Origin of the sequence: Kitasatospora sp. NPDC089797, from assembly GCF_040684795.1 — a bacterium.
Classification (GTDB): domain Bacteria; phylum Actinomycetota; class Actinomycetes; order Streptomycetales; family Streptomycetaceae; genus Kitasatospora.
In genome coordinates, this window is sequence record NZ_JBFBGS010000073.1 from 21,908 (window position 1) to 41,293 (window position 19,386).

A 19,386-nucleotide genomic window follows, 5' to 3' on the forward strand; every position below is an offset into this window, starting at 1 on the left:
TGTCGGGTCGGCCCCAGAGCGTCCGGACTGCCGTGGACGTGATGATCTTCTCAACGGGGATCGGAATCCATCGGGCTGAGGAGTCATCACATGATTGCGCACAGGAACCGACTGGTGGCGGCGGCGCTCGTCCTGGCCGCCGCGGCGGCCCCCGCGACGGTCGCGTACGCGTCACCGGCGGCCTCCGCGTCCGCGTCCGCGTCCGCGTCCGCGTCCGCCGCCGTGTCGGACCCCGTCCGTGCGCTGGACCGGATCGCCCACCCGCTGCTGTCGGCCGAGCCGGGCACCGGTACGGCCGACCTGCGTGCCCTCGGGGCGATGGTCGGCGACGCCAAGGTGGTCGGCGTGGGCGAGGCCACGCACGGCTCGCACGAGTTCTTCGCGCTGAAGGACCGGCTCTTCCGCTACCTCGTCGAGAAGAAGGGATTCACCACCTTCACCCTGGAGATGAGCTGGTCGGCGGGGCTGCGCATCGACGACTACCTCCAGCACGGCAACGGTGACGCACGACAGGTCGTGCACGAGACGATGGCCGACTCCCCCTGGGACCGCGAGGAGTTCGTGACCCTCGTCCAGTGGATGCGCGACCACAACGTCCAGCACCCCGACCGCCCGGTCCACTTCACGGGCGACGACATCAGCGCGCCCAGGCTCGACGCCCGCGTCTTCGACGCGGTCACCGGCTACGTCCGGCGGACCCACCCGGAGTCACTGCCGCAGCTGACCGAGCTCTTCACCACCCTGCGTCCGCTCGACGATGCCATCGGCGAGTACCTGAGCCGGCCGCTCGCGGAACGCCGGCAGAACGGGGCCGCGGCGCAGCAGTTGATCGACCTGATGGAACGTCAGGGAAGGTCGGGCAACGGCGACTTCGATTTCGCCCTGCAGAACGCCCGCAACATCGCCCAGACCTACACCTTCCTCACCATCGACCTCTCCGACCAGACCTCGGTGACCGCCATGGAGCGCTACCGTGACCAGGTGATGGCCGACACCACGGCGTGGTGGCAGCGGCACCTCGGCGGCAAGGTCCTGCTGTCCGCCCAGGACGACCACGTCGGCTATGCCGCCTCCGACCCCGCGATGTATCCCAAGACCCAGGGCTCGTTCCTGCGCGACACCCTGGGCGCGGACTACCTCGCCCTCGGCACCACCTTCGACCAGGGCTCCTTCCTCTCCAAGGACCAACCGCTCCTCGGCGAATGGAAGACGTTCACCGTCCCCGCCGCCGGCGTCGGCACGAACGAGTACACGCTCGACCAGGTCCGGTACCGCGACTACTACGCCGATCTGCGCAAGGCCCCGGTGGCGGCCCGCAACTGGCTGGACGTCCCGCGCCCGACGTACAGCTTCGGCACCCAGTTCCCGGTCGCCCCGACGCCCGTGGTCGCCATCGGCCAGGCCTACGACGGCCTGATCCACCTGCACAGCGTCCGGGAGGCGAAGAAGCTGTAGACCTCCCGGAGGGCCGGGTGGCGCGGCCGCCGGGCCCACCTGCCGTACCGGTGTCCTGACAGCGGCCGGCGGCCCGTACCGGTGGCCTGTCAGCGCCCTGCCGGTGCGCGCTGGGACGGTGTCGGTCAGAGCCCGCCGGCGCCCGGCCGGCGGGCCCGCGACAGGCAAGGAAGCACCACCATGACCCCTGACATCGCGATCATCGGCGCCGGACTCGGCGGCCTCACGCTCGCCCGCGTCCTGCACGTCCACGGCATCCCCGCCACCGTCTACGAGGCGGAGGCCTCCCCGGACGCCCGCTCCCAGGGCGGGATGCTCGACATCCACGAGGACACCGGGCAGGCCGCCCTGGCCGCGGCCGGCCTCACCGAGGAGTTCCGCGCCCTCGTCCTGGACGGCCGCCAGGCGATCCGCGTCCTCGACCGGGACGCGCGCGTCCTGCTCGACCGCAGCGACGACGGCACCGGGGGCCGCCCCGAGGCGCAGCGCGGCGAGCTGCGGCAGATGCTGCTCGACGCGCTCCCGGAGGGCACCGTGCGGTGGGGGCACAAGGTCGGCGGGGTCCGCGCCCTCGGCGACGGCCGCCACGAGCTGACCTTCGTCGACGGATCCGGCGCAGCCGCCGCGACCGTCGTCGCGGGCCTGCTCGTCGGCGCGGACGGCGCCTGGTCGAAGGTTCGGCCGCTGCTGTCCGGCGCCGTGCCCGAGTACTGCGGCATGTCGTTCGTCGAGACCTACCTGTACGACGCCGACACCCGGCACCCCGCCGCGGCGAGGGCGGTCGGGGGCGGGTCGATGTTCGCGATCGAGCCGGGGCAGGCGCAGTTGGGGGCGCACCGGGAGAAGGGCGGGACCCTGCACACCTACGTGATGCTGTCCAGGCCGCGCGAGTGGTTCGACGGCGTGAACGGCCCGGGAGGCGCAGCGGGCGTCGGCGTGGGCGTCGGTTTCGGCTTCGGCGACGCCGGCGCGGCCGTGGCCCGGATCGCGGCGGAGTTCGAGGGCTGGGCGCCGGAGCTCACCGCGCTGATCACCGACAGCGACACCGCACCGGTCCTGCGGCCGCTGCACGCCCTGCCGACCGGGCACCGGTGGGAGCGGGTGCCGGGGGTGACCCTGGTGGGCGACGCCGCGCACCTGACCATCCCCAACGGCGAGGGTGCCAACCTGGCCATGCTGGACGGCGCCGAACTCGCCCTGGCCCTGGCCGCCCACCCCGGCGACGTCGAGGCCGCGCTCGCCGGGTACGAGCGGGAGATGTTCCCGCGCGCCGCCCGGTCCGCCACCGAGGGCGAGAGGTTCGGCGAACTGCTGCAGAGCGAGGACGCGCCCCGCAGGCTGCTCGCCATCCTCGGCGAAACCGAGGAGCCGGCCTGAGCGGACGTCCGGTCATGCCGTTCACCGGTTGACCTGTGCCTGAGGTCGTCGGCGAGGCGGCGGGCTGCAGCGGTCCCGATGGGGCCGCGTGGTTCGGTCGTCCCGCCCGCGAGCACGGCGGCGCCGTCAGCCGGGTCACGGCCGCCTCGGGCATCGCTGCCGGCCACTCGGGCGACTGGCCGGTCGTTGTGTCAGAGCCTGCTGACATGATCGCCCGAACAGGACGGACGAGGGGGCGGGCATGGACCTGACGGTGGAACAGGTGGCGCGGCAGATCGCGGCGGAGGCCGTCGTGCGCGCGCCGGAGGGCTGGACGGAGTGTGTGCTGCGCGGGCACGCGAGCCGGGGGAGCACCGGCCTGTCCGGCAGCGGCTACGTGGTGCCGGGCCGTCCGGGCGCCTTCTTCGGGGCGTCGCTCCCGTACCAGGGCTTCGCCGTGCTGAGGGACCGGTTCCAGGAGAGCCACGGCTGGGAGGCCATCGTCCTGGAGCTGACCTGCCGCCCGTCGGGCACCTTCGACCTGGTGGTGTTCCGGGACGCGCTGGAGCCGGGCAGCGGCCCCGCGGACGGCTGGACACTGACCGTCGACCCCGACTTCCACCCCTCGGAACCGGGCGCGGCCGACACCGCAGAACCGTCCGAGCCGCACCGGGCCGTCGGGGACGCGGCGGAGGCGGTCGAGCGGCTGCGGGCCGTCCTGCGTGGGCCCGCCGAGCGCTCCGGTGCCGAACCGGGGCTGCCGGCGCCCGTCACCGAGGAGCAGCTCGCCGCCGCCGAGCGCCGCCTCGGCCGACCGCTGCCCGCGGACCTGCGGGCGCTGTACCTGGAGGCCGACGGGGCCGGTGGCAGTGAGGTGTTGGCCGGGTACGCCTGGCTGTCGCTCGACGACGCCCTGGCCGTGCACGACGACTACATCAGTGCCCCGACCTGGTTCGGCTGGCAGCTCGACTGGAACCAGGTGGTCTTCGACGCCGACCCGCCGAACACGGTGCGCCGCTGCTCGGGGCATCCGGGCTGGCTCCCGATCGCCACCGGGTACGACGGCAACTTCCTGGCTGTGGACCTCGCTCCAGCCGTGAACGGCCGCCATGGCCAGGTGATCCAGGTCGGCCGTGACTTCGACGACGGCCCGCGCTACGTCGCCTCCTCCGTCACCGCCTGGCTCGGCCGGACCCTGGGGCTGCCCGACCCGTACGCCCCGCAGCCGGACGGCGATCAGCCGCGCGAGCGGGTGGTGTTCGACCTCGACGAACGGCTCACGCCGGGTGTCCAGGCGATCCACCTCAACGACGCCCCGTCACCCGTCGACCTCACCCCCCTCGCCGCCACCCCGCACCTGCGTCGCCTCCACCTCAACCGCAGTGCCACCACCGACCTTTCCCCGGTCGCGGCACTGCCCGTCGAGGACCTCGCCGTCGACCTGGCCCCCGGGGCCGACCTCACCCCGCTCACCGGCCACCCGCACCTCGCCGCACTCGCCATCGGCGCCGAGACCCCGATCGACCTCACCCCACTCCGCACCCTGCCCGCGCTGCGCTCCCTCGACCTGTCCCGTTGCCCCACCCCGGACTTGACGCTGTTGGCCGACCTCCCCGGCCTGCGCTACCTGGCCCTCTCCACCACCCAGTGGACGCCCCTGATAGCCGCCGGCCGCCTCCCCGCCCGCCTGGCCGCCGCCCGTACGGCCGGAGCCCCACCCCTCGCCGCAGCCCTCGACCTGCTCGCCGCCCTCGGTGTCGACACCTCCACGGCCTACCGCCTCTCCGGGACGGTCGGGGACGCCTCCTAGCGCTGTGGCCGGAGACGTCGGGCGGGTCGGGTCCTGGCGTGCTCCCTCGGATAGCGTGGGCACGGACGTTGTCGAAGCGGTGTTCTGGCGGAGGGCGGGGCTGTGGCTGAGATCGAAGTGCCCGGACCGGAGCCGGACTGGCAGCCGGCAACGGTCCCGCCGTACTACACCGGGAGCAACCCCGCGTTCCAGCAGAGCATGTGGGAACACGCGGCCGGCACGTTCCGGCTCGTAGCGGGGGTGAAGCCCCCGTTGAAGGCGCTTGCGGACCGCCTGCGGCTGACGGTGGAACGCGGCTGGGAAGACCTGGGCCCCGTCGAGGTGGCCATGTTCCGCATCCAGCGGGTGGACTTCGCGCTCAGCCGACTCGAGGGGGCCGTCGACCCGAGCACGTTCGTCTGGGTGAAGCGGTCGGAACAGGACGTCGACGCGGCGCTGGACATCCTGTTCGGCGCCCTCGGCATCGGCCCCGACGCGCTGGCGTTCCGGGGTGAGCTGGAGACGGGCTTCGAGTACTTCGAGGACTCGTCGCGGTAGCCGGATCGTGATCAGTAGGTGGTCGTCGGGGTGCCGGACTTCTCGAGGAGGGGAAGGAACTCGCCTTGGTCGTCAGCCAGTAGACCTGCTGCCTCCTGTACCGGGATGAAGCAGCACCGGAAGACCATGCCGTGGTCCTGGTCGTGCTCTCGGCCTGCAACGGTGTGTGTCCAGGCGTCGCGGGTCTCGGCGGTCTGCGCGTGAAAGAAGACGGTGACCCGGGGTTGGCCGGTGTGCGGATGCGGCCGCTGCTGAACGGCCAGGGCTGCGCCGAGTGTGACGGCGGTGACACCGGTCTCCTCCGTGACCTCCCGGAGGACCGCGTCGATGAGGAGCTCACCGGGATCCACGCCCCCTGCCGGCACTTGAGTGCCGGCCTCGGGATGATCGCGGTGATCGAAAACGAGCAACTCCCGGCCGCCGGGAGCATCGCGGGTCACGTAGGCGGCCGTTCTCACGCGGGCAGGTTGCATGGAAGTCCCTTCCTGGCATGCCGTGGCGGCGGTGCGGTGGTCATGCTGCTGCGGCTTCAGCCCGTTCGGCAAGTCGGCCGGCTTCGGTGCCACTTCGTGGTCCACCGGCTCGGGCGAATGCCCCGATCGCCGTCTCCGGTGGGCTGGTGCTCGGTGTCCTAGATCTTCGGCGTGGCCAGGATTCTGGGGAGAGAAGTCGGAAGCTCAATATTCGCTCAGATTTCGACCGTTGCGTGATGCTTCGTGTAAGACTCTTGAATGTTCCCGGTCAAGGGATTCGTCTATCAAGGGCGAGATGAAGATGGGTGTACGTCGAGTGGTGGCGGCTGCGGCTGTTTCGGCGATGGCCGTGCTCGGGGGTGCGGCGAGTGCAAGTGCGGCGCAGACGGTCACCGAGGGGCATTGCGACTACGACGGTCCCGCCGGATGCACCACCTACTTCCAGCCCACCCGCGAGGCCCGCGAAGGGGTCATGTCCTGGTGGAACAAGGGCTACCGAGGAGATGACTACTTCGCCTACAAGGTCCGTACCTGTGCGGTGACGTTCGCCGGCGGCCTGCGCGGTCGGGGCTGATCTTCCGCCCGGAGGTGGGGCCGGCTCCCACCTCCGGGCCCGGTAGGCGGATGGCCATTCCAGTGGGGCGCTCCGTCCCGCTCGGTCGCCCCGCTGTCGGATTGGGCTCATCGATTCAAGAAGGGGGAGAGACATGGGAACCGTTGTCGCACTATTGGCCGGGTTGGCGTTCGCAGTCATCGCCGCGATCGTTTACCTTGCCCGGCGGGACAGGCTGCGTCGTTCCCAAACCGACGACATGGTCGGGTTGCTGATCGAGCAGCAGCGCACGAGTCAGGCGGCCCGGATCCGCAGCACGTATTCCAGCGCATCGCTCCACCACGGGACCGGGTTGGTCTCCGACGACATGCACAAGTACTACTCCTAGAAGGCAATCGGAACGTGACACGAGGGACGGCCCGCATTCTCGCGCTGACGGCCCTCGTGGCCGCGCTCTGCCCGGCGTCAGTCCCCGTGTCACCGGAGACCGCTCAACTCTCCTGGCCGCTGCGGACCATGAACGCCACCGCCGCCTGGAAGAGCTCCACCGGAGCGGGAGTGATCGTCGCCCTGGTCGACAGCGGGAGTGCAGGCCGACGCCGCGTTGACCGGGCCGCGCCTGCCGGCCCTGGACTTCACCGACTCGGGGACCCCTGAGACCGACGACGACCAACTGCTGTCGCACGGCACCATGATGGCCGCACTGATCAACGGCGCCCGAGGCCTGCCGGGCCTCGCACCCGGCGCGACCCTCCTGCCCCTCAAGGCCGTCACCCCGAGCCCCAAGGTCACGGCTCGGCGCGACGCCGACGCGATCCGATACGCCGCCGACCACGGAGCGAAGGTCCTCAACCTCTCGTTCGGCCTCCCCGGTCCACTCGACCCGTGGCAGGAGGCCGTGCGCTACGCCCTCAGCAAGGATGTCGTCGTCGTCGCGGCCGCCGGAAACTCGGGCAGCCACAGCGACCCCATCAGCTACCCGGCGGCGTACCCGGGCGTCCTGGCCGTCAGCGCCACCGGCCCCGACGGCCGGCTGTCGCCGTCCTCCACCTGGGGCCCCGGCCTCGGCATCTCCGCGCCAGGCGCCGACCTGCCGCTCTACAGCCGGGGATGCACCGACTCCACCACCGCCTTCGCCGTCTGCACCGGCGACGGCGGCACGAGCGCCGCGACCGCGTACACCTCCGCGGCCGCCGCCCTGCTCCGATCCGCGCACCCGGACTGGGACTCCCCGCGCGTGATCGCCCGCCTGCGTGACACGGCGCGGCCACCGCACGGCGACAGCGAGCGATACGGGTCGGGTGTCCTCGCCCCCGATCTCGCGCTCACTCGCGCCGACTTGTGACGCGGGCGGCCGACAGGCCTGCCGTTGCGCCGGGACGCCACCCGCCTTCACCCGCGCGCCGGCAGCCCGCCCCCGACCGAGAGGTCCGTCGGCGGGCCGCATCGAGCTGCCGGGCCACCTACGGTCGGGCACATCACCCCGTTGGACAACGGGACGGCGTTGTGGCCGGAGATGGCCTTGGCGCGCAGCGGTTCATCTGGTGACGCGGTCGCCCCGTGTCTGCCGGGGCCGGAGCCGTCCGGGGGTGTGCTCCGGCCCGGTGGCTAGAGCGTGCGGACGTCGGTGACGGCCTGGCGGACGTCGGGGTGTGGGTCGGTGGCGAGGGTGTCCAGGAGGTGGTCGACTCCGGGGGTGGACCAGCGGTGGACGGCCCAGACCAGTTCGCGGCGTACGGTCGGGTCGGGGTGGGTGGCCAGGCGGGTGAGGCGGTCCAGGGGGCCGCGGCGGCGCAGGCCGAACCAGTGCAGGGCGTCGCGCAGGGCGGCGGGTTCCCCGGGGTCGCCGGCGGCGTCGATCCGGGTGAGCAGGACGGGGGCGGGCGGCGGTGGGCCGTCCAGTGGGTGGGGGTGGCGCTCGCGCAGCCGACGGCTGCCGTACTCGCCGCGGATCCGGCAGCCGAAGCAGGTGCAGGGGCGGGTGCCGTGGGCGTTCGGGAGGTAGCGCCAGCCCGCGACCTGGGGCACGGCGCGGATCCGGTGCACCTCGCGGGCGGTCACCGCGCGCGGCAGCACCACCTCCCAGCCGCGCGGGTCCGGCAGGGCGGCGATCCGGGCGACCGCCTCGGCGGCGGTCAGCCACCGCTGGGCGTCCTCGGCGCGGTCCCGGTAGTGCCCGACCAGGACCTGCTCGGCGTCGGCCAGCCGGAGGTGCACGGCGGCCAGCGACCCCTTCGGGCCGAACCGGGCCAGCTCGCGCAGCCACTGGTGGGTGAGGGTGTAGGAGGGCAGCACGGGGAAGCAGTAGACCCCGCGCACGCCGCCCTGGCCCCGGCTGTCGGCCCGGATCCCGGCGCGGCGGATCCGCGGGGCGGCCGCCGTGGAGGTCAGGTGCACGAACATCGCCATGGGGCGGATGGTAGCGGCCGGGGCGGTGCCGCTTCGACGGGTTTCCGGGCGGTCAGGCCGTCGGTCCCGGACCGGTGCGACGGTCGATCAGGGCGCCCAGGCCGTCCAGGATCCGGGCCAGGCCGAAGTCCAGCGCCCGGTCGTGTCCGCCGGGCTCGGCCAGCGCGGCGGCCACGGCGGGGTAGCGGTCGGCGTTCCGGTGCACGACGGTGCCGAGGGCGGCCAGGAAACCGGCCTCGGGGGAGCCGTCCGGGCCTGCCGCGCGGGCCTGTTGCGCGATGCTGCGCACATGGCCGGCGATCAGGACGGCGGCGTCCATCCGCTCGGCGCCGCTGAGGCCGTGGCCGTCCAGTGCGGCCACCACCCGCTCCAGCCAGGCGAGTTCCCTGGGGCCGGGCACCCGGGGGCCGAGGGTGGCGTCCAGCAGCCACGGGTGCCGGGTGAAGGATGCGGTCAACTGGAATGCCCAGGCGGTGAGTTGCTCCCGCCAGTCGGTGCCCTCGGTGGCTGGGGCGGGCTCGCCGACGGCCGACTCGACCATCAGCGCGACCAGTTCGGCCTTGCCGGGGACGTAGCGGTAGAGCGACATCTTCGTGAAGTCGAGCAGCCCGGCCACCTTCTGCATGGAGACCGCGCCCAGCCCCTCCGCATCCGCCACCTCGACGCCCGCGGCGGCGATCCGCTCCAGGCTGAGGGCCGGCTTCGGCCCACGGGTCGGCCGGGCCGGGTGCTCCCAGAGCAGTCGCACCGTGTCGTTCGCCGCCTGGTCCATCGTCCGCTCCCGTCCCGGGCCACCTGCCGGGCTTGCCCTCGCCCGCCAACTGTGTCTACCGTACACAGCAATGAACAGTGTCCGATGGACACAGTTTTTCGAAACACCGATGGAGGGGTTTCCATGGGCACGTCCGCGCGTACCAGGGTGCTGATCTCGGGCGCGAGCATCGCCGGCCCGGCGCTGGCCCACTGGCTGGGCCGGTACGGCTTCGAGGTCACCGTCGTCGAGCTCGCCCCGGCGCTGCGCGGCGGCGGGCAGAACGTCGACTTCCGCGGGCGCACCCACCTCACCGTGCTGGAGCGGATGGGCGTGCTGGAGGAGTTGCGCGCCCTCGACACCGGCGGCAGCCCGATCACCTTCGTGGACCAGGACGGCCGCCGACTGCTGCACCTGCCCGGCGACTTCGCCGGCGGTGAAGTGGAGGTCCCGCGCGGGGAACTGGCCCAGGTGCTGCACCGGCACGGCGCCGCCCGCGCCGAGTACGTCTTCGGCGACTCCGTCGAGACCCTGGAGGAGACGCCGGACGGTGTGCGGGTCGCCTTCCGGCACGGCGCACCGCGCGAGTTCGACCTGGTGGTCGGCGCCGACGGGCTGCACTCCACGGTGCGCCGGATCGCCTTCGGCCCCGAGCGGCGCTTCGTCCGCCACCTCGGCTACTACGCGGCGACCTGGCAGCTGCCGAACGACGGCGGACTGCCGGCCGACGGGGCCGCCCTGAACGTCCCCGGCCGACTGATGTCCGTCGGCGCGGACCCCCGCGACCCGGCCAGGGCGGGCGCCTTCTGCCTCTTCGCCTCGCCCGAGCTGCGCTACGACCGGCACCACACCGGGCAGCAGAAGGCGCTGGTCCGGGACGCCTTCGCCGGCCTCGGCTGGCGGGTGCCCGAGCTGCTCCGCAGCCTGGACGCCGCACCCGAGCTGTACTTCGACTCGATCAGCCGGGCCGACGTCCCCCGCTGGTCCACCGGCCGGATCGCCCTGCTCGGCGACGCCGCCTGCGGTGCCACCATCGGCGGGATGGGCACCGGGACGGCGGTGGTCGCCGCGTACGTCCTCGCGGGCGAGCTGGCCCGGGCCCGCGGCGACCACCGGACGGCCTTCGCCCGCTACGAGCGGCTGCTGCGCGGCTACGCCCGGGGCTGCCAGAAGGGCGGCGACCGCACCGGCCCGTTCCTGGCGCCGCGCACCCGGGCCGGACTGCGGCTGCGCAACGGGCTGCTCAACCGGCGGTGGGTGCTGAACCGGATGCTGGAGCTGGGGAAGCAGGTGTCCAGCGTCGAACTGCCGGACTACGGCGCGCTCCTCAGCGGGGTGGAGTGATCCGGTTGCCGCTGTCGAGCACCGCCTCGACCTGGACGGCGGAGCGGGCGGGCCGCTCGACGGCGAGGGTGCGGTCCGGGGCCGGACGGTCGGCCGACCAGTCCGGGCCCTTGACGGTGAGCCGGGTGACCCGTCGGCTGCCGGCCGCGAGCAGGTAGTCCGCGCCCTGCGGGGAGTGCCACCACGTCCAGGCCACGGTGTCCTGCTCGAACCGGCTGCACGAGCGGCCCGGACCGCCGCCGGTGCGCTGCACGCCCCGGGCGGTCGGCAGCAGCACGGCGGTGGCCGCGCTGCCGTCGCCCGTCCAGCGGTCGGCGCGCAGGCAGAACCAGGCGGCCGAGCCGCCGTTCTGCGGCAGCGGCTGCACCGCGAAGGCCCACAGGTTCAGCTGCTTGACGCCCGGGGTGGCGTCCGGCACCGCGCAGCCGGCCCGCGCCCAGGCCACCAGGGCGTCCGGGCCGGTGGCCTCGCGCGGTGAACGGGCGGGCTGGTTGCGGTCCGGGAGCGGGGTGTAGGTGAGGTGCACGGGCAGCAGGCCGCCCAGGTCGGCCAGCACGAAGGTGTGCTTCTCGGCGATCACCGGCGAGGAGCGCAGCTGCAGCACGGTGGCGCCGCGGCAGTCCGCGATCCCGCCGCCCGGTACGGCGGCGGTGATCCCGTCGGGGTGGTCCAGCGGGCGGGCGGGGGTGTCGGGCTGGTCGATCCGCCGGGTCTCGGCGGTCTCCACCCAGGGCGCCAGCAGGTAGCGCAGGGCGGTGCCCCGGCGGCTCAGCACCACCGCGCCCGCCGTGGTCGGGCCGGTGTCGTCGGCCCGGGCGAGGTCCAGCCCGCCGTCGTGCCCGTCGGTGTACCGGGCGATCCGCCGGCCGTCGTAGAGCACCACCACGGCGGTGCCGTCCACCGTTCCGGCGAACAGCAGCTGCGGCGGGGTCGCGGGCGGGGCGGAGTCGGTGCCCGGCTCGGCGTGGGTCCGCGGGCCCGGCTGGGACCAGGCGGCCAGCGCCCGGCCGATCAGCGCGCCGTCCTCGCGCCGGTCGCCGCGCGCGGGCCAGGCGGTGAAGTCGATCCGCGCCGTGTGCTCCCAGGCGTCCGGCGGCACCCGGACCAGCCGGGCCTGGTCGACCTCGGCGACCACGGGCCGTGCAGCGGTCGGTAGGGGGCCGGCCGCCGGACCGGAACCGCCGCCCAGCACCGCCGCCGTGGTGGTCAGTCCGAGCACTCCGGCCGCCAGTGCGGCGACCAGCGTCCGGCGGCGGCGCAGCAGGTCGGTGGGCTGCACCCGGACCGCGCAGGGGTCGAAGGCGGGCGGCTCCGCATCCGGCCCCGCCGGGACCTCGGCGGCCGCCGCGAGCGCCGCCGCCGGCTCAGCCACCCCGGCCGCCCCCAGCACGGCCAGCGCCGCCGGGCCGTTCAGCCGCTCCACCACGCGCAGCGCGAAGGCCGCCCTGGCCGGGGCGTCGAGGGCGGCGAGCGCGTGGTCGAGCTCGGCGTCCTGCTCGCCGCCGTGCGGGGTGAACAGCCGCAGCCCCCAGACCCGGGGTGCGAGCAGCCGGGCGCCCGGGCGCGGGCGCAGGGCGGCGCGCAGCACCCGCAGGCGCAGCGCGGCGTACACCTGGTCCGTCCCGTCGGTGGCGTCGTCGGCGGCGGTGTCGGCGGTGTCGGTGGCGGCCGTCGCGGCCCGGGCGGTCCCGGTCCGGGTGGTCCCGGCCTCGACGGCTCCGCCCTCGACTGTCCCGGTCCAGGCGGGTCCGGGGCCGGTCGGGTCGTCGAGGCGGCGGGCCCGGCGCAGGGGCAGGGGCAGGGCGCGCTGGACGGCCGCGTGGGCCGCGAGCACCCGGCTGTGCCGGTCCCGGTCGGCGGGCAGGGCCAGGTACGCCAGCCGGACCAGCCTGCGGTAGTGGCGCACCAGCGCCGCCTCGGCCTCCGCCACCGAGTGCGCCGCCGGCGCCGCGCCCACCGTCCGTCCTGCCAACGGGCCCTCCCGGTGCCGTGCGTGCTGTCGTGGTGGACGGTCCAACGAGTCGATCATGTGATGGTTGCGCCGTCCGGGGGAGCGGGCACGAGACGGGGGGCGCGGCGGCGCCGGCCCGCTCCCGTTCGCCGGGCGGCCCCGGACCGCGTCGGCGGGGCGGCTGTCGGGGGAGTGTTCACAGGTCAGGGACCTTGGTCCCACCCGTTCGGCCCCTTGGCCCCTGGCGGTTCGTACGGTCGCGGGTCATGCTGCCGATACCGGCCGGGACGATCCGCGCCGGATCGGATCAGCATCGTTGGACGAGGTGAACCGGCGTGCGGCATGCCACCGTCGAAACTGTGATGACCACTCCCGTGGTCCGGATCGCGCCCGAGACGGGTTTCCGGGAGATCGTCGCGCTGCTGACCGAGTACGACATCACCGGCGTGCCGGTGGTGGACCCGGAGGGGCGACCGCTCGGCCTGGTGTCGGAGGCGGACCTGCTGCGCACGCTGGCCGCCCAGGAGGATCCGGGCAGCCTGCTCCCCGCGCCCGAGTCCGCGACGGCCGGCCCGGGCGGCGGGGTGACGGCGGCGGAGCTGATGACCGCCCAGCCGGTGTGCACCACGCCCGACAGCAGCGTGGTCGCGGCGGCCCGGCTGATGAGCCGGCACGGGTTGAAGCGGCTGCCGGTGCTGGACGAGGAGGGGCGGGTGATCGGCATGGTGAGCCGGGGCGACCTGCTGCGGGTGTTCCTGCGCGAGGACCGGGTGATCCGGCGGGAGATCGTCGAGGAGGTGCTCGGCCGGATCGACGGGGTCAGCCCGGCGGAGATCGGGGTGGAGGTCGACCAGGGCCGGGTGGTGCTCAGCGGCACCGTGCCCGAGGCGCACCTGGTGCCGATCGTGCTCAACCTGTGCCGCTCGGTGGACGGGGTGGTCTCGGTCACCGACCGGCTCCGGGCCGGCGGCGCCACCGCCTCGGTCGGCTGAGCGGGTACCGGACGGTCGGGTGGTCAGCGGTCGGCTGATCCCCGGGCGACCGGCCCGCGGCGGATCCGAGGCGGTGGCGGTGGGCCCGGCGAGCGGTCGGGCTGCCGCGCGGTGGGCCCGGCGGACGGTCAGCCGGCCGCGCGGTAGGCCGTGCCCACCCGGTTGGGCGTCGCCCGGTTGTAGAGCCCGGTGCCGCCGCGGTCCGCGGAGAGCGTGAACCACGCGTAGCGCTCGACGAAGGGCAGGCCCTGGAGCATGGCGGTGGACTTCGTCACGAACGCGGCCTGCTGGTCCGGCGTCGGGTACCGCGGGGTGCCCTTCGAGAAGTCGATCAGGGCGTACTCGGTGAGCCAGATCGGCTTCTTGTAGCGGTTGTGGAGGGCCTCGAGGTACCCCCGCAGCTGACCGGTCGCGGCATCGGCGCGGAAGTCCGAGCCGTACCAGTGCACGGGGATGAAGTCGACCCGGTAGTGCCGGGCGGCGGCGCCCTGCATGAACCGGTCGAGCCAGCCGCCCGCGACGTCGCCGCCGCCGGCGACCGCGGGTGCCCCCAGGCGCATCCCGGTCGACTGGAGCCGCGGCCACAGGTCGAGGGCCCGGTTCACGCTCATGTCGGCCTGCCCGTGCAGGTCGGGCTCGTTGAACCCGAGCAGGGTCCTGCCCTCCTTCTTCGCCGTGCTCAGTTGCGCGTCGGTCACCGAGGCCGCACCCCAGATCATGGGGACGAACTCGACGCCGGCCGGCGGCTTGATCTGCTGGCGGTCCGCGGCCCAGGTGTAGAACCAGCCCACCCGGGAGTCGGCCAGCGCCCTGGTGACGTCGGGGAAGTTCCAGGCGCTCACGCCCTTCTTCTTCGCGGGCGCGGCTGACGCGTCGGCCGGAGCGCCGACGGCGAGCCAGGTCAGTAGCGCGAGCAGGGCCGCGAACAGACGTGTGCGGGGTCGCACGGTGCTCCTCTCCTCTCCTGCGGGGGACATGACGGGGCCACGGACGGGTCGCTCACGCGGCGGGCCCGAACGTGACGGTGAAGCCCTTGCAGTGGCTGCACTGCTGCATCACCTTGTTGCCCGGCACCTGGTCCTGCTTGGACCACGTGTAGGCCTTGGGGCACCGAGCGCTGAGCGCGCGGCTGTAGTCGCTGGGGGTGTCCCGGCTGGGGTTGGTGCACAGCAGCGGCTTGCCGTTCGGCCCGCGGGTCAGGTCGGCGGGCGGGCAGTAGGGCAGCAGGCTCGCCGTGCAGCCCCGGGCTTCGCAGCCTCCGCCGGCCGGGGTGGCGTTCACCGGGGTGATCGTGACCGGCAGGGAGAACGCGTTGACGTAGCTCACGTCGTACCAGGGGGCGGCGCGGTCCTTGCTGTCGAAGTTGAACTCCGCCAGGCTGGTGGGCTGTTCGCCCGTCGTGCAGTGGTCGGCGAACCGGCCGCAGTCGCCCACCCGGCAGTGGAAGGTGCTGCCGGAGGTGCCGCCGCAGTCCTGCCGCGCGAAGAACTTTCCGCGCCAGTGGAACGGGGCGGTGGTCTCGGGGACGGTCACCGTCGCGGACTGGCCGGGAGCCAGGACCGGCAGCCGGCCGAACTGCTTCGACCCGTCGGCGTTGACCCCGCTGCCGATCCACAGTTTCTGCCCGGAGTGGTTGACGAAGGTCACCGTGTGGTCGACCGCTGCGATCGCCGCGCCCGGCGCGGCCGGGGCCGACCGCGCGGCGGCCGTCGCCGCCGGGTCCGTCGCCGCGGCACCCGGCGCTGCGGTCGGCAGCACCGCGGTCAGGGTGGCCGTGGCCGCGACCAACAGCCTGATCAGTAGCTTGCGCATGGCTTCTCTCCGCTCAGCAGGTCAGCCCGGCACCGGGGGAGGTGCCGAGGATCTTCGCGAACTTCTGGTACAGGTCGACCCGGTCCCGCATCTGCGCGGTGTTCCTGCCGTTGCACTCCAGGGCGCCGTTGATGCTGCGGATCGTCTGACCGAACCCGGCACCGGAGACCATCGCGTGGTGGGCCGTCATGGAACCGGGCCCGGACTGGGTGTTCCAGTACCAGAGCGCGGTCTTCCAGGAGACCCGGGGATCGGTCTGCACCAGGTTGGGGTTGTGGAGCAGGTCGATGTGCAGGGCGTCCCCGGCCGCCTTGTAGTTGAAGTTCCAGCTGAGCTGGAGCGGCCCCCGTCCGTAGTAGGCCGCGTGTCCGGCCGGACAGCCGTAGGGCCGGCCGGTGTCGCAGTACGTCGGGTAGTTGGCGGTGTTCTGCTCCACCGTGTAGCGCAGGCCGCCGGTCTCGTGGCCGACGTTCGCCAGGAAGGCCGCCGCCTCCTGCCGCTTGACCTGGTCGCTCCCGGTGTGCGCGAAGCCGGGGTAGGCGCTCAGCGCCCCGACCAGTGCGTCATAGGTGTAGAAGTGGTTCTTGTTCGGGAACATCCTGTCGAACTGGGCCTTGCTCACGACGAAGCCGGCCTGGTTCGCCGCCGGCGCGCCCGCCGCTCCGGTCCGCGGCCCGGGGGCGGCGGAGGCCGAGGCGGAGAGCGGCAGCACGAGGGCCGATGCGGCCGCCGCTGCCGCGGCGATCCGCAGGGTTGAACGTCGAAGGGACATGTCCGACCTTCCTGAGGGGGTTGACGGGTTCTCCGGACGGGCGGCGGAGGGCCGCCGGTCGTGCGAGGGCGGGCGTGCCGGGCCGTCGGGCGGTCCTCCGCGGGCGCGCCCCCGTGGTGGTCGCGCCCGGGGGACCGCGCCTGCGACGGCCCACGGGCTCACCGGTCGCGGGACGCCGGTCGCTGCGGCGGCGCGTCAGCCGCAGGTCTTGTCCGGGTGGTCATGGGTGATGGCGCAGACCATCGCCTGGGCCCGGCCGTTGCCGTACCTGTGCTGGAGTTCGTCCTTGAACTCCTTCCACTGGCGGGTGATGTCCTTGACGGCGAGGTCGTAGGCGTGGTCGAAGTTGCCGCCGACGGTCGAGCGCGGGCTGTCCTTGGTGTCCTTGTTCAGCACCCCGTCGTGGGTGACCCGGTTCGCGCAGTTGGAGACCGTCCCGCTGTGGTCGCGGTCCGGGTAGCAGCCGGTCGCCAGGTCGTGCGGGATGTGGCCGGTGGCGTCCTTGACCCAGTCGGCGCGGCTCATGCCGCTGTAGCGGCTGATCGAGAAGAACGCGGGCAGGTCGGTCCTGCCGAGCCCCGGGGGGTTCCTGACGCCGACGGCGCCCGGGCCGGGGTGGTCGACCCAGTTGCTGTGGGCGTAGAAGTCCTCGATCTGGTGCCAGCCGCGGCCCAGGTCCTCCAGCACCTCGCACTTCGCCCGTCCCGGGCGGTCGTTCCACGAGCAGGCCGGGGAGATGGAGGTCTGGGCGCCGACCACGTGCCCCTTCGCGTCGACCAGCCGGTCGGCGGCGGCGACGGCCCGCTTGACGTGGTCGATCGAGCTCCCGATGCAGTCGATGATCTCGGCGTTCGCCTGCTCGCGGCTGCGCGGGTAGTGGCCGTCGTACCGGGGGTCGAGGTAGTCGGCGTTGTCGCAGTGGAGTTCGCCGATGCCGAAGTAGTCGCCGTGGTCGTTGGCCACGATCGCGCCCGAGTTGCCGTCCGCCATCGCCGTCAGCGAGTTGGCGTGCCAGCCCGCGGCCCCCAGGGCGGCCCGGGTGATCTTCTCGTGGTTCCCCCCGCTGAAGGCCTGCGCCGGCGTCGCGGTCGCGACGACGGAACATAACAGGGTGAGGCAGGCGGCGCCGGGCGCGAGCAGGCGCAGTCGGCGGGACGCGGAGGTGCGGCTCATGGGATCTCCAGGGTGCGGTGGGCGGATGACGGGACACGGCGTCCCGTCCGTACCGCGCAGGCCCGGACGGGATCTCTGACGGTCCGTCACGGCGTCTGCGGTTCGTACGCTAGCTGCCGCGAACGCCGCCCGGAAGGCCGCCTTTCGCACCGTCGGTCGCCGCGCTGGTGGCGGGCGGTGGCAACCCCTTCGCATACTGCGGAGTGTATCGGGTAACTCACTCTGTGTGCCCGGCGGTTCGGACTGCCGGGGCCCCGGAGCATTGCGGAGGCGGCCGTGACAGTCGTGTTCGACGCGGACTTCACTTCGACCGGACAGTGGACCGCCGGGCGCAGCAGTGCGTACCCGCGGATGGGACCGACCAACCGGAGCGACCACAAGCTCGACTACCTGAGCCACGACTACTGCCCCGACGGGGTGTTCAGCGCGGTGCGGCGGCGCACCGGCGGGCTCTGGACGTGCAACCTGCTGACCACCGAGGGCAGTCCGGACGGTTTCCAGGTGCAGACCGGGGACGTGGTGTCGGCCCAGGTCACGCTCCCGGTCGAGCTGGGTGCCTGGCCGGCGATCTGGACCTGGCGGGACGGCGGCAACGAGGTGGACCTCTTCGAGTACCACCCGGACAACCCCGACCTGCTGGAGATCTCCAACCACGTCCGGGGCGGCTTCCGCTACTGGCACGGCGGCGGGGTCGGGATCGGACTGGGGGCGAGCTTCGGGCTGCGGGTGGTGCTCGGCGCGCACTCGGTGGACTGGTACGTGGAGGACGAGTTGGTCTACGCCGACCTGCACGGGGTCGGGGCCGGGTGGCACGCCTACCTGATCGTCAACCTGTCGGTCGCGGACGGGACGTACCACGACCGGCCGGCCTTCGACGGGCCGGACCGGCTGAGCTGGGTCTGCGACGGCCTGACGGTCGAGCGCTGACCGGGCGGGCGCTGACCGGGCGGGGCCGTGGCGGGTCACGGCGCGTACGTGGCGGTGGCGGGCTACGGCGCGTACGTGGCGGTGATCGGGCCGCCCGGGCCGGAGCGCTGGAACCAGACCGCCCGGCGGTGCGGGCCGATGTGGGCGGGGTCGGTGACGTACAGGTCGTCGCGCGGGGCGCGCTCGTTGCCGGGGGCCAGGGCGGCGTCCACGGCCCGGTCGGCGAGGGTGCGCAGCAGGGCGGCGGCGGTGGCCTCGGCGGCGCTGGGGGCGATGGCGAGGGCGGCCAGATCGGCCCGGAGGGCGGTGGACACGTAGCCGATCGGGGAGCGGCCGAGCGCCGGAACGGGGCGCCCGTCGGTGTGGCGGTGGAGCAGTCCGGCCGCGACGAGCTGCTCGGCGGAGCGGTGGTCGTCGGGCGGGTGGAGGCTCATGACCGGCAACGCTACCCCGGCGGAAGGGGCGGGGTTCGCAGGAACGTTTTCTCAGGCTTTCTTCACGACGCTTCGGCCGGTCGCGGGCGCACGATGGTGATAAGGCGCCGATCACCTCGGGCGGGCCCGCAGGGCCGGAGGAGGAGGACCTGATGAGGCACTGGCATGGAAACGGCTTCGGGCCCGGTCACGGACCGGGCAACTGGGGCCTCGCGGTGATGGCGTTCGTCACACTGCTCGTGGTGGTGGTGCTGGTGCTCCTGGCCATCGCCCTGTTCCGGTACATCACCCGGTCGCGGCAGCCGCTCCCGCACGGCCCGGGTGCCGCGGGAGCGCCGGGCGTCGGGCCGGGCGGGCCGCACGGTTGGGGGCACGGCCCCACTCCGGAGCAGGTGCTCGCGGACCGCTTCGCGCGGGGCGAGATCGATGCGGAGGAGTACCGGCACCGACTGGAGACGTTGCGTCCGCCGGGTGGTCCAAGCGGTCCGGGTGGTCCGGGCGAGGGCTGACCGGCGGTGGAACCGGGGGCGGGGGAGCGGACGGGGGGGGGGGGGCGGGGGGGGGGGGGGGGGCCCGGGGGGGGGGGGGGGGGGGCCCGGGGGGGGAGGGGGGGGTGGGGGGGGTGGGGGAGAGGTGT

20 protein-coding genes are annotated in these 19,386 nt (G+C 73.8%); 11 read left to right on the forward strand and 9 right to left on the reverse strand.

What is annotated here, in order from left to right; translation table 11 throughout:
• The first annotated feature begins 90 nt into the window (after positions 1-90).
• The 4 genes from AB0O91_RS37975 to AB0O91_RS37990 all read left to right on the forward strand — a co-directional run bounded on the left by AB0O91_RS37975 (position 91) and on the right by AB0O91_RS37990 (position 5,158).
• Positions 91-1,455, forward strand: a complete 1,365-nt coding sequence (locus tag AB0O91_RS37975; RefSeq protein WP_363443172.1) for an erythromycin esterase family protein — start codon at positions 91-93, stop codon at positions 1,453-1,455.
• A gap of 180 nt (positions 1,456-1,635) precedes the next feature.
• Positions 1,636-2,832, forward strand: coding sequence for an NAD(P)/FAD-dependent oxidoreductase (locus AB0O91_RS37980; protein WP_363443174.1), 1,197 nt, complete (start codon positions 1,636-1,638; stop codon positions 2,830-2,832).
• Between the two features lie 241 nt (positions 2,833-3,073).
• The gene (locus tag AB0O91_RS37985) at positions 3,074-4,621 is read left to right on the forward strand and encodes an SMI1/KNR4 family protein (protein ID WP_363443176.1); all 1,548 of its coding nucleotides are present in this window, start codon (positions 3,074-3,076) and stop codon (positions 4,619-4,621) included.
• Positions 4,622-4,723: 102 nt separating this feature from the next.
• On the forward strand, positions 4,724-5,158 hold the full coding sequence (locus AB0O91_RS37990; protein WP_363443178.1) for a hypothetical protein: 435 nt from the start codon (positions 4,724-4,726) through the stop codon (positions 5,156-5,158).
• Between the two features lie 11 nt (positions 5,159-5,169).
• Here the strand turns inward: AB0O91_RS37990 and AB0O91_RS37995 are convergent, their stop codons facing one another.
• Complete coding sequence (locus tag AB0O91_RS37995; RefSeq protein WP_363443180.1) at positions 5,170-5,736, reverse strand: NUDIX domain-containing protein; 567 nt, start codon at positions 5,734-5,736, stop codon at positions 5,170-5,172.
• A 190-nt stretch (positions 5,737-5,926) separates the two neighbouring features.
• Between AB0O91_RS37995 and AB0O91_RS38000 the strand changes: the two genes are divergently transcribed.
• The 3 genes from AB0O91_RS38000 (at position 5,927) to AB0O91_RS38010 (ending at position 7,529) form a co-directional block, all read left to right on the forward strand.
• Positions 5,927-6,205 carry a hypothetical protein gene (locus tag AB0O91_RS38000; protein WP_363443182.1) on the forward strand — a complete coding sequence of 93 codons (279 nt, stop codon included), beginning with the start codon at positions 5,927-5,929 and terminating at the stop codon, positions 6,203-6,205.
• Positions 6,206-6,338: 133 nt separating this feature from the next.
• Complete coding sequence (locus AB0O91_RS38005; RefSeq protein WP_363443184.1) at positions 6,339-6,572, forward strand: hypothetical protein; 234 nt, start codon at positions 6,339-6,341, stop codon at positions 6,570-6,572.
• Between the two features lie 198 nt (positions 6,573-6,770).
• On the forward strand, positions 6,771-7,529 hold the full coding sequence (locus AB0O91_RS38010; RefSeq protein WP_363443186.1) for a S8 family serine peptidase: 759 nt from the start codon (positions 6,771-6,773) through the stop codon (positions 7,527-7,529).
• Between the two features lie 263 nt (positions 7,530-7,792).
• Here AB0O91_RS38010 and AB0O91_RS38015 read toward each other — a convergent pair whose 3' ends face one another.
• Positions 7,793-8,593 (reverse strand): HEAT repeat domain-containing protein, encoded by an 801-nt coding sequence (locus AB0O91_RS38015; protein ID WP_363443188.1) that lies wholly within the window; start codon positions 8,591-8,593, stop codon positions 7,793-7,795.
• Positions 8,594-8,645: 52 nt separating this feature from the next.
• A complete protein-coding gene (locus AB0O91_RS38020; RefSeq protein ID WP_363443190.1) occupies positions 8,646-9,365 on the reverse strand; it encodes a TetR/AcrR family transcriptional regulator C-terminal domain-containing protein in 720 nt (239 codons plus the stop codon).
• 123 nt (positions 9,366-9,488) lie between these two features.
• Here AB0O91_RS38020 and AB0O91_RS38025 point away from each other — a divergent pair, with 123 nt between their 5' ends.
• Positions 9,489-10,688, forward strand: a complete 1,200-nt coding sequence (locus AB0O91_RS38025) for an FAD-dependent monooxygenase (RefSeq protein WP_363443192.1) — start codon at positions 9,489-9,491, stop codon at positions 10,686-10,688.
• On the opposite strand, the gene AB0O91_RS38030 is transcribed toward AB0O91_RS38025, so the two are convergent.
• Positions 10,672-12,660, reverse strand: a complete 1,989-nt coding sequence (locus tag AB0O91_RS38030; protein WP_363443194.1) for a hypothetical protein — start codon at positions 12,658-12,660, stop codon at positions 10,672-10,674. The genes AB0O91_RS38025 and AB0O91_RS38030 overlap by 17 nt on opposite strands.
• Positions 12,661-13,001: 341 nt before the next feature.
• Here AB0O91_RS38030 and AB0O91_RS38035 point away from each other — a divergent pair, with 341 nt between their 5' ends.
• On the forward strand, positions 13,002-13,631 hold the full coding sequence (locus tag AB0O91_RS38035) for a CBS domain-containing protein (RefSeq protein WP_363443196.1): 630 nt from the start codon (positions 13,002-13,004) through the stop codon (positions 13,629-13,631).
• 128 nt (positions 13,632-13,759) lie between these two features.
• Here the strand turns inward: AB0O91_RS38035 and AB0O91_RS38040 are convergent, their stop codons facing one another.
• From AB0O91_RS38040 to AB0O91_RS38055, 4 genes are all read right to left on the reverse strand, one after another.
• A complete protein-coding gene (locus tag AB0O91_RS38040; RefSeq protein ID WP_363443198.1) occupies positions 13,760-14,578 on the reverse strand; it encodes a glycosyl hydrolase in 819 nt (272 codons plus the stop codon).
• 52 nt (positions 14,579-14,630) lie between these two features.
• Positions 14,631-15,443 carry a thaumatin family protein gene (locus AB0O91_RS38045; protein WP_363443200.1) on the reverse strand — a complete coding sequence of 271 codons (813 nt, stop codon included), beginning with the start codon at positions 15,441-15,443 and terminating at the stop codon, positions 14,631-14,633.
• Between the two features lie 13 nt (positions 15,444-15,456).
• Positions 15,457-16,215, reverse strand: coding sequence for a chitinase (locus tag AB0O91_RS38050; RefSeq protein ID WP_363443202.1), 759 nt, complete (start codon positions 16,213-16,215; stop codon positions 15,457-15,459).
• Between the two features lie 195 nt (positions 16,216-16,410).
• Positions 16,411-17,388, reverse strand: a complete 978-nt coding sequence (locus AB0O91_RS38055; protein WP_363443204.1) for a hypothetical protein — start codon at positions 17,386-17,388, stop codon at positions 16,411-16,413.
• 276 nt (positions 17,389-17,664) lie between these two features.
• Between AB0O91_RS38055 and AB0O91_RS38060 the strand changes: the two genes are divergently transcribed.
• Entirely contained in the window at positions 17,665-18,315 is a 651-nt protein-coding gene (locus tag AB0O91_RS38060; protein ID WP_363443206.1) for a beta-glucanase, read from the forward strand.
• A gap of 62 nt (positions 18,316-18,377) precedes the next feature.
• Here the strand turns inward: AB0O91_RS38060 and AB0O91_RS38065 are convergent, their stop codons facing one another.
• A complete protein-coding gene (locus AB0O91_RS38065; protein WP_363443208.1) occupies positions 18,378-18,749 on the reverse strand; it encodes a hypothetical protein in 372 nt (123 codons plus the stop codon).
• A gap of 152 nt (positions 18,750-18,901) precedes the next feature.
• Here AB0O91_RS38065 and AB0O91_RS38070 point away from each other — a divergent pair, with 152 nt between their 5' ends.
• Positions 18,902-19,258 (forward strand): SHOCT domain-containing protein, encoded by a 357-nt coding sequence (locus tag AB0O91_RS38070; RefSeq protein WP_363443210.1) that lies wholly within the window; start codon positions 18,902-18,904, stop codon positions 19,256-19,258.
• Positions 19,259-19,386: the final 128 nt, after the last annotated feature.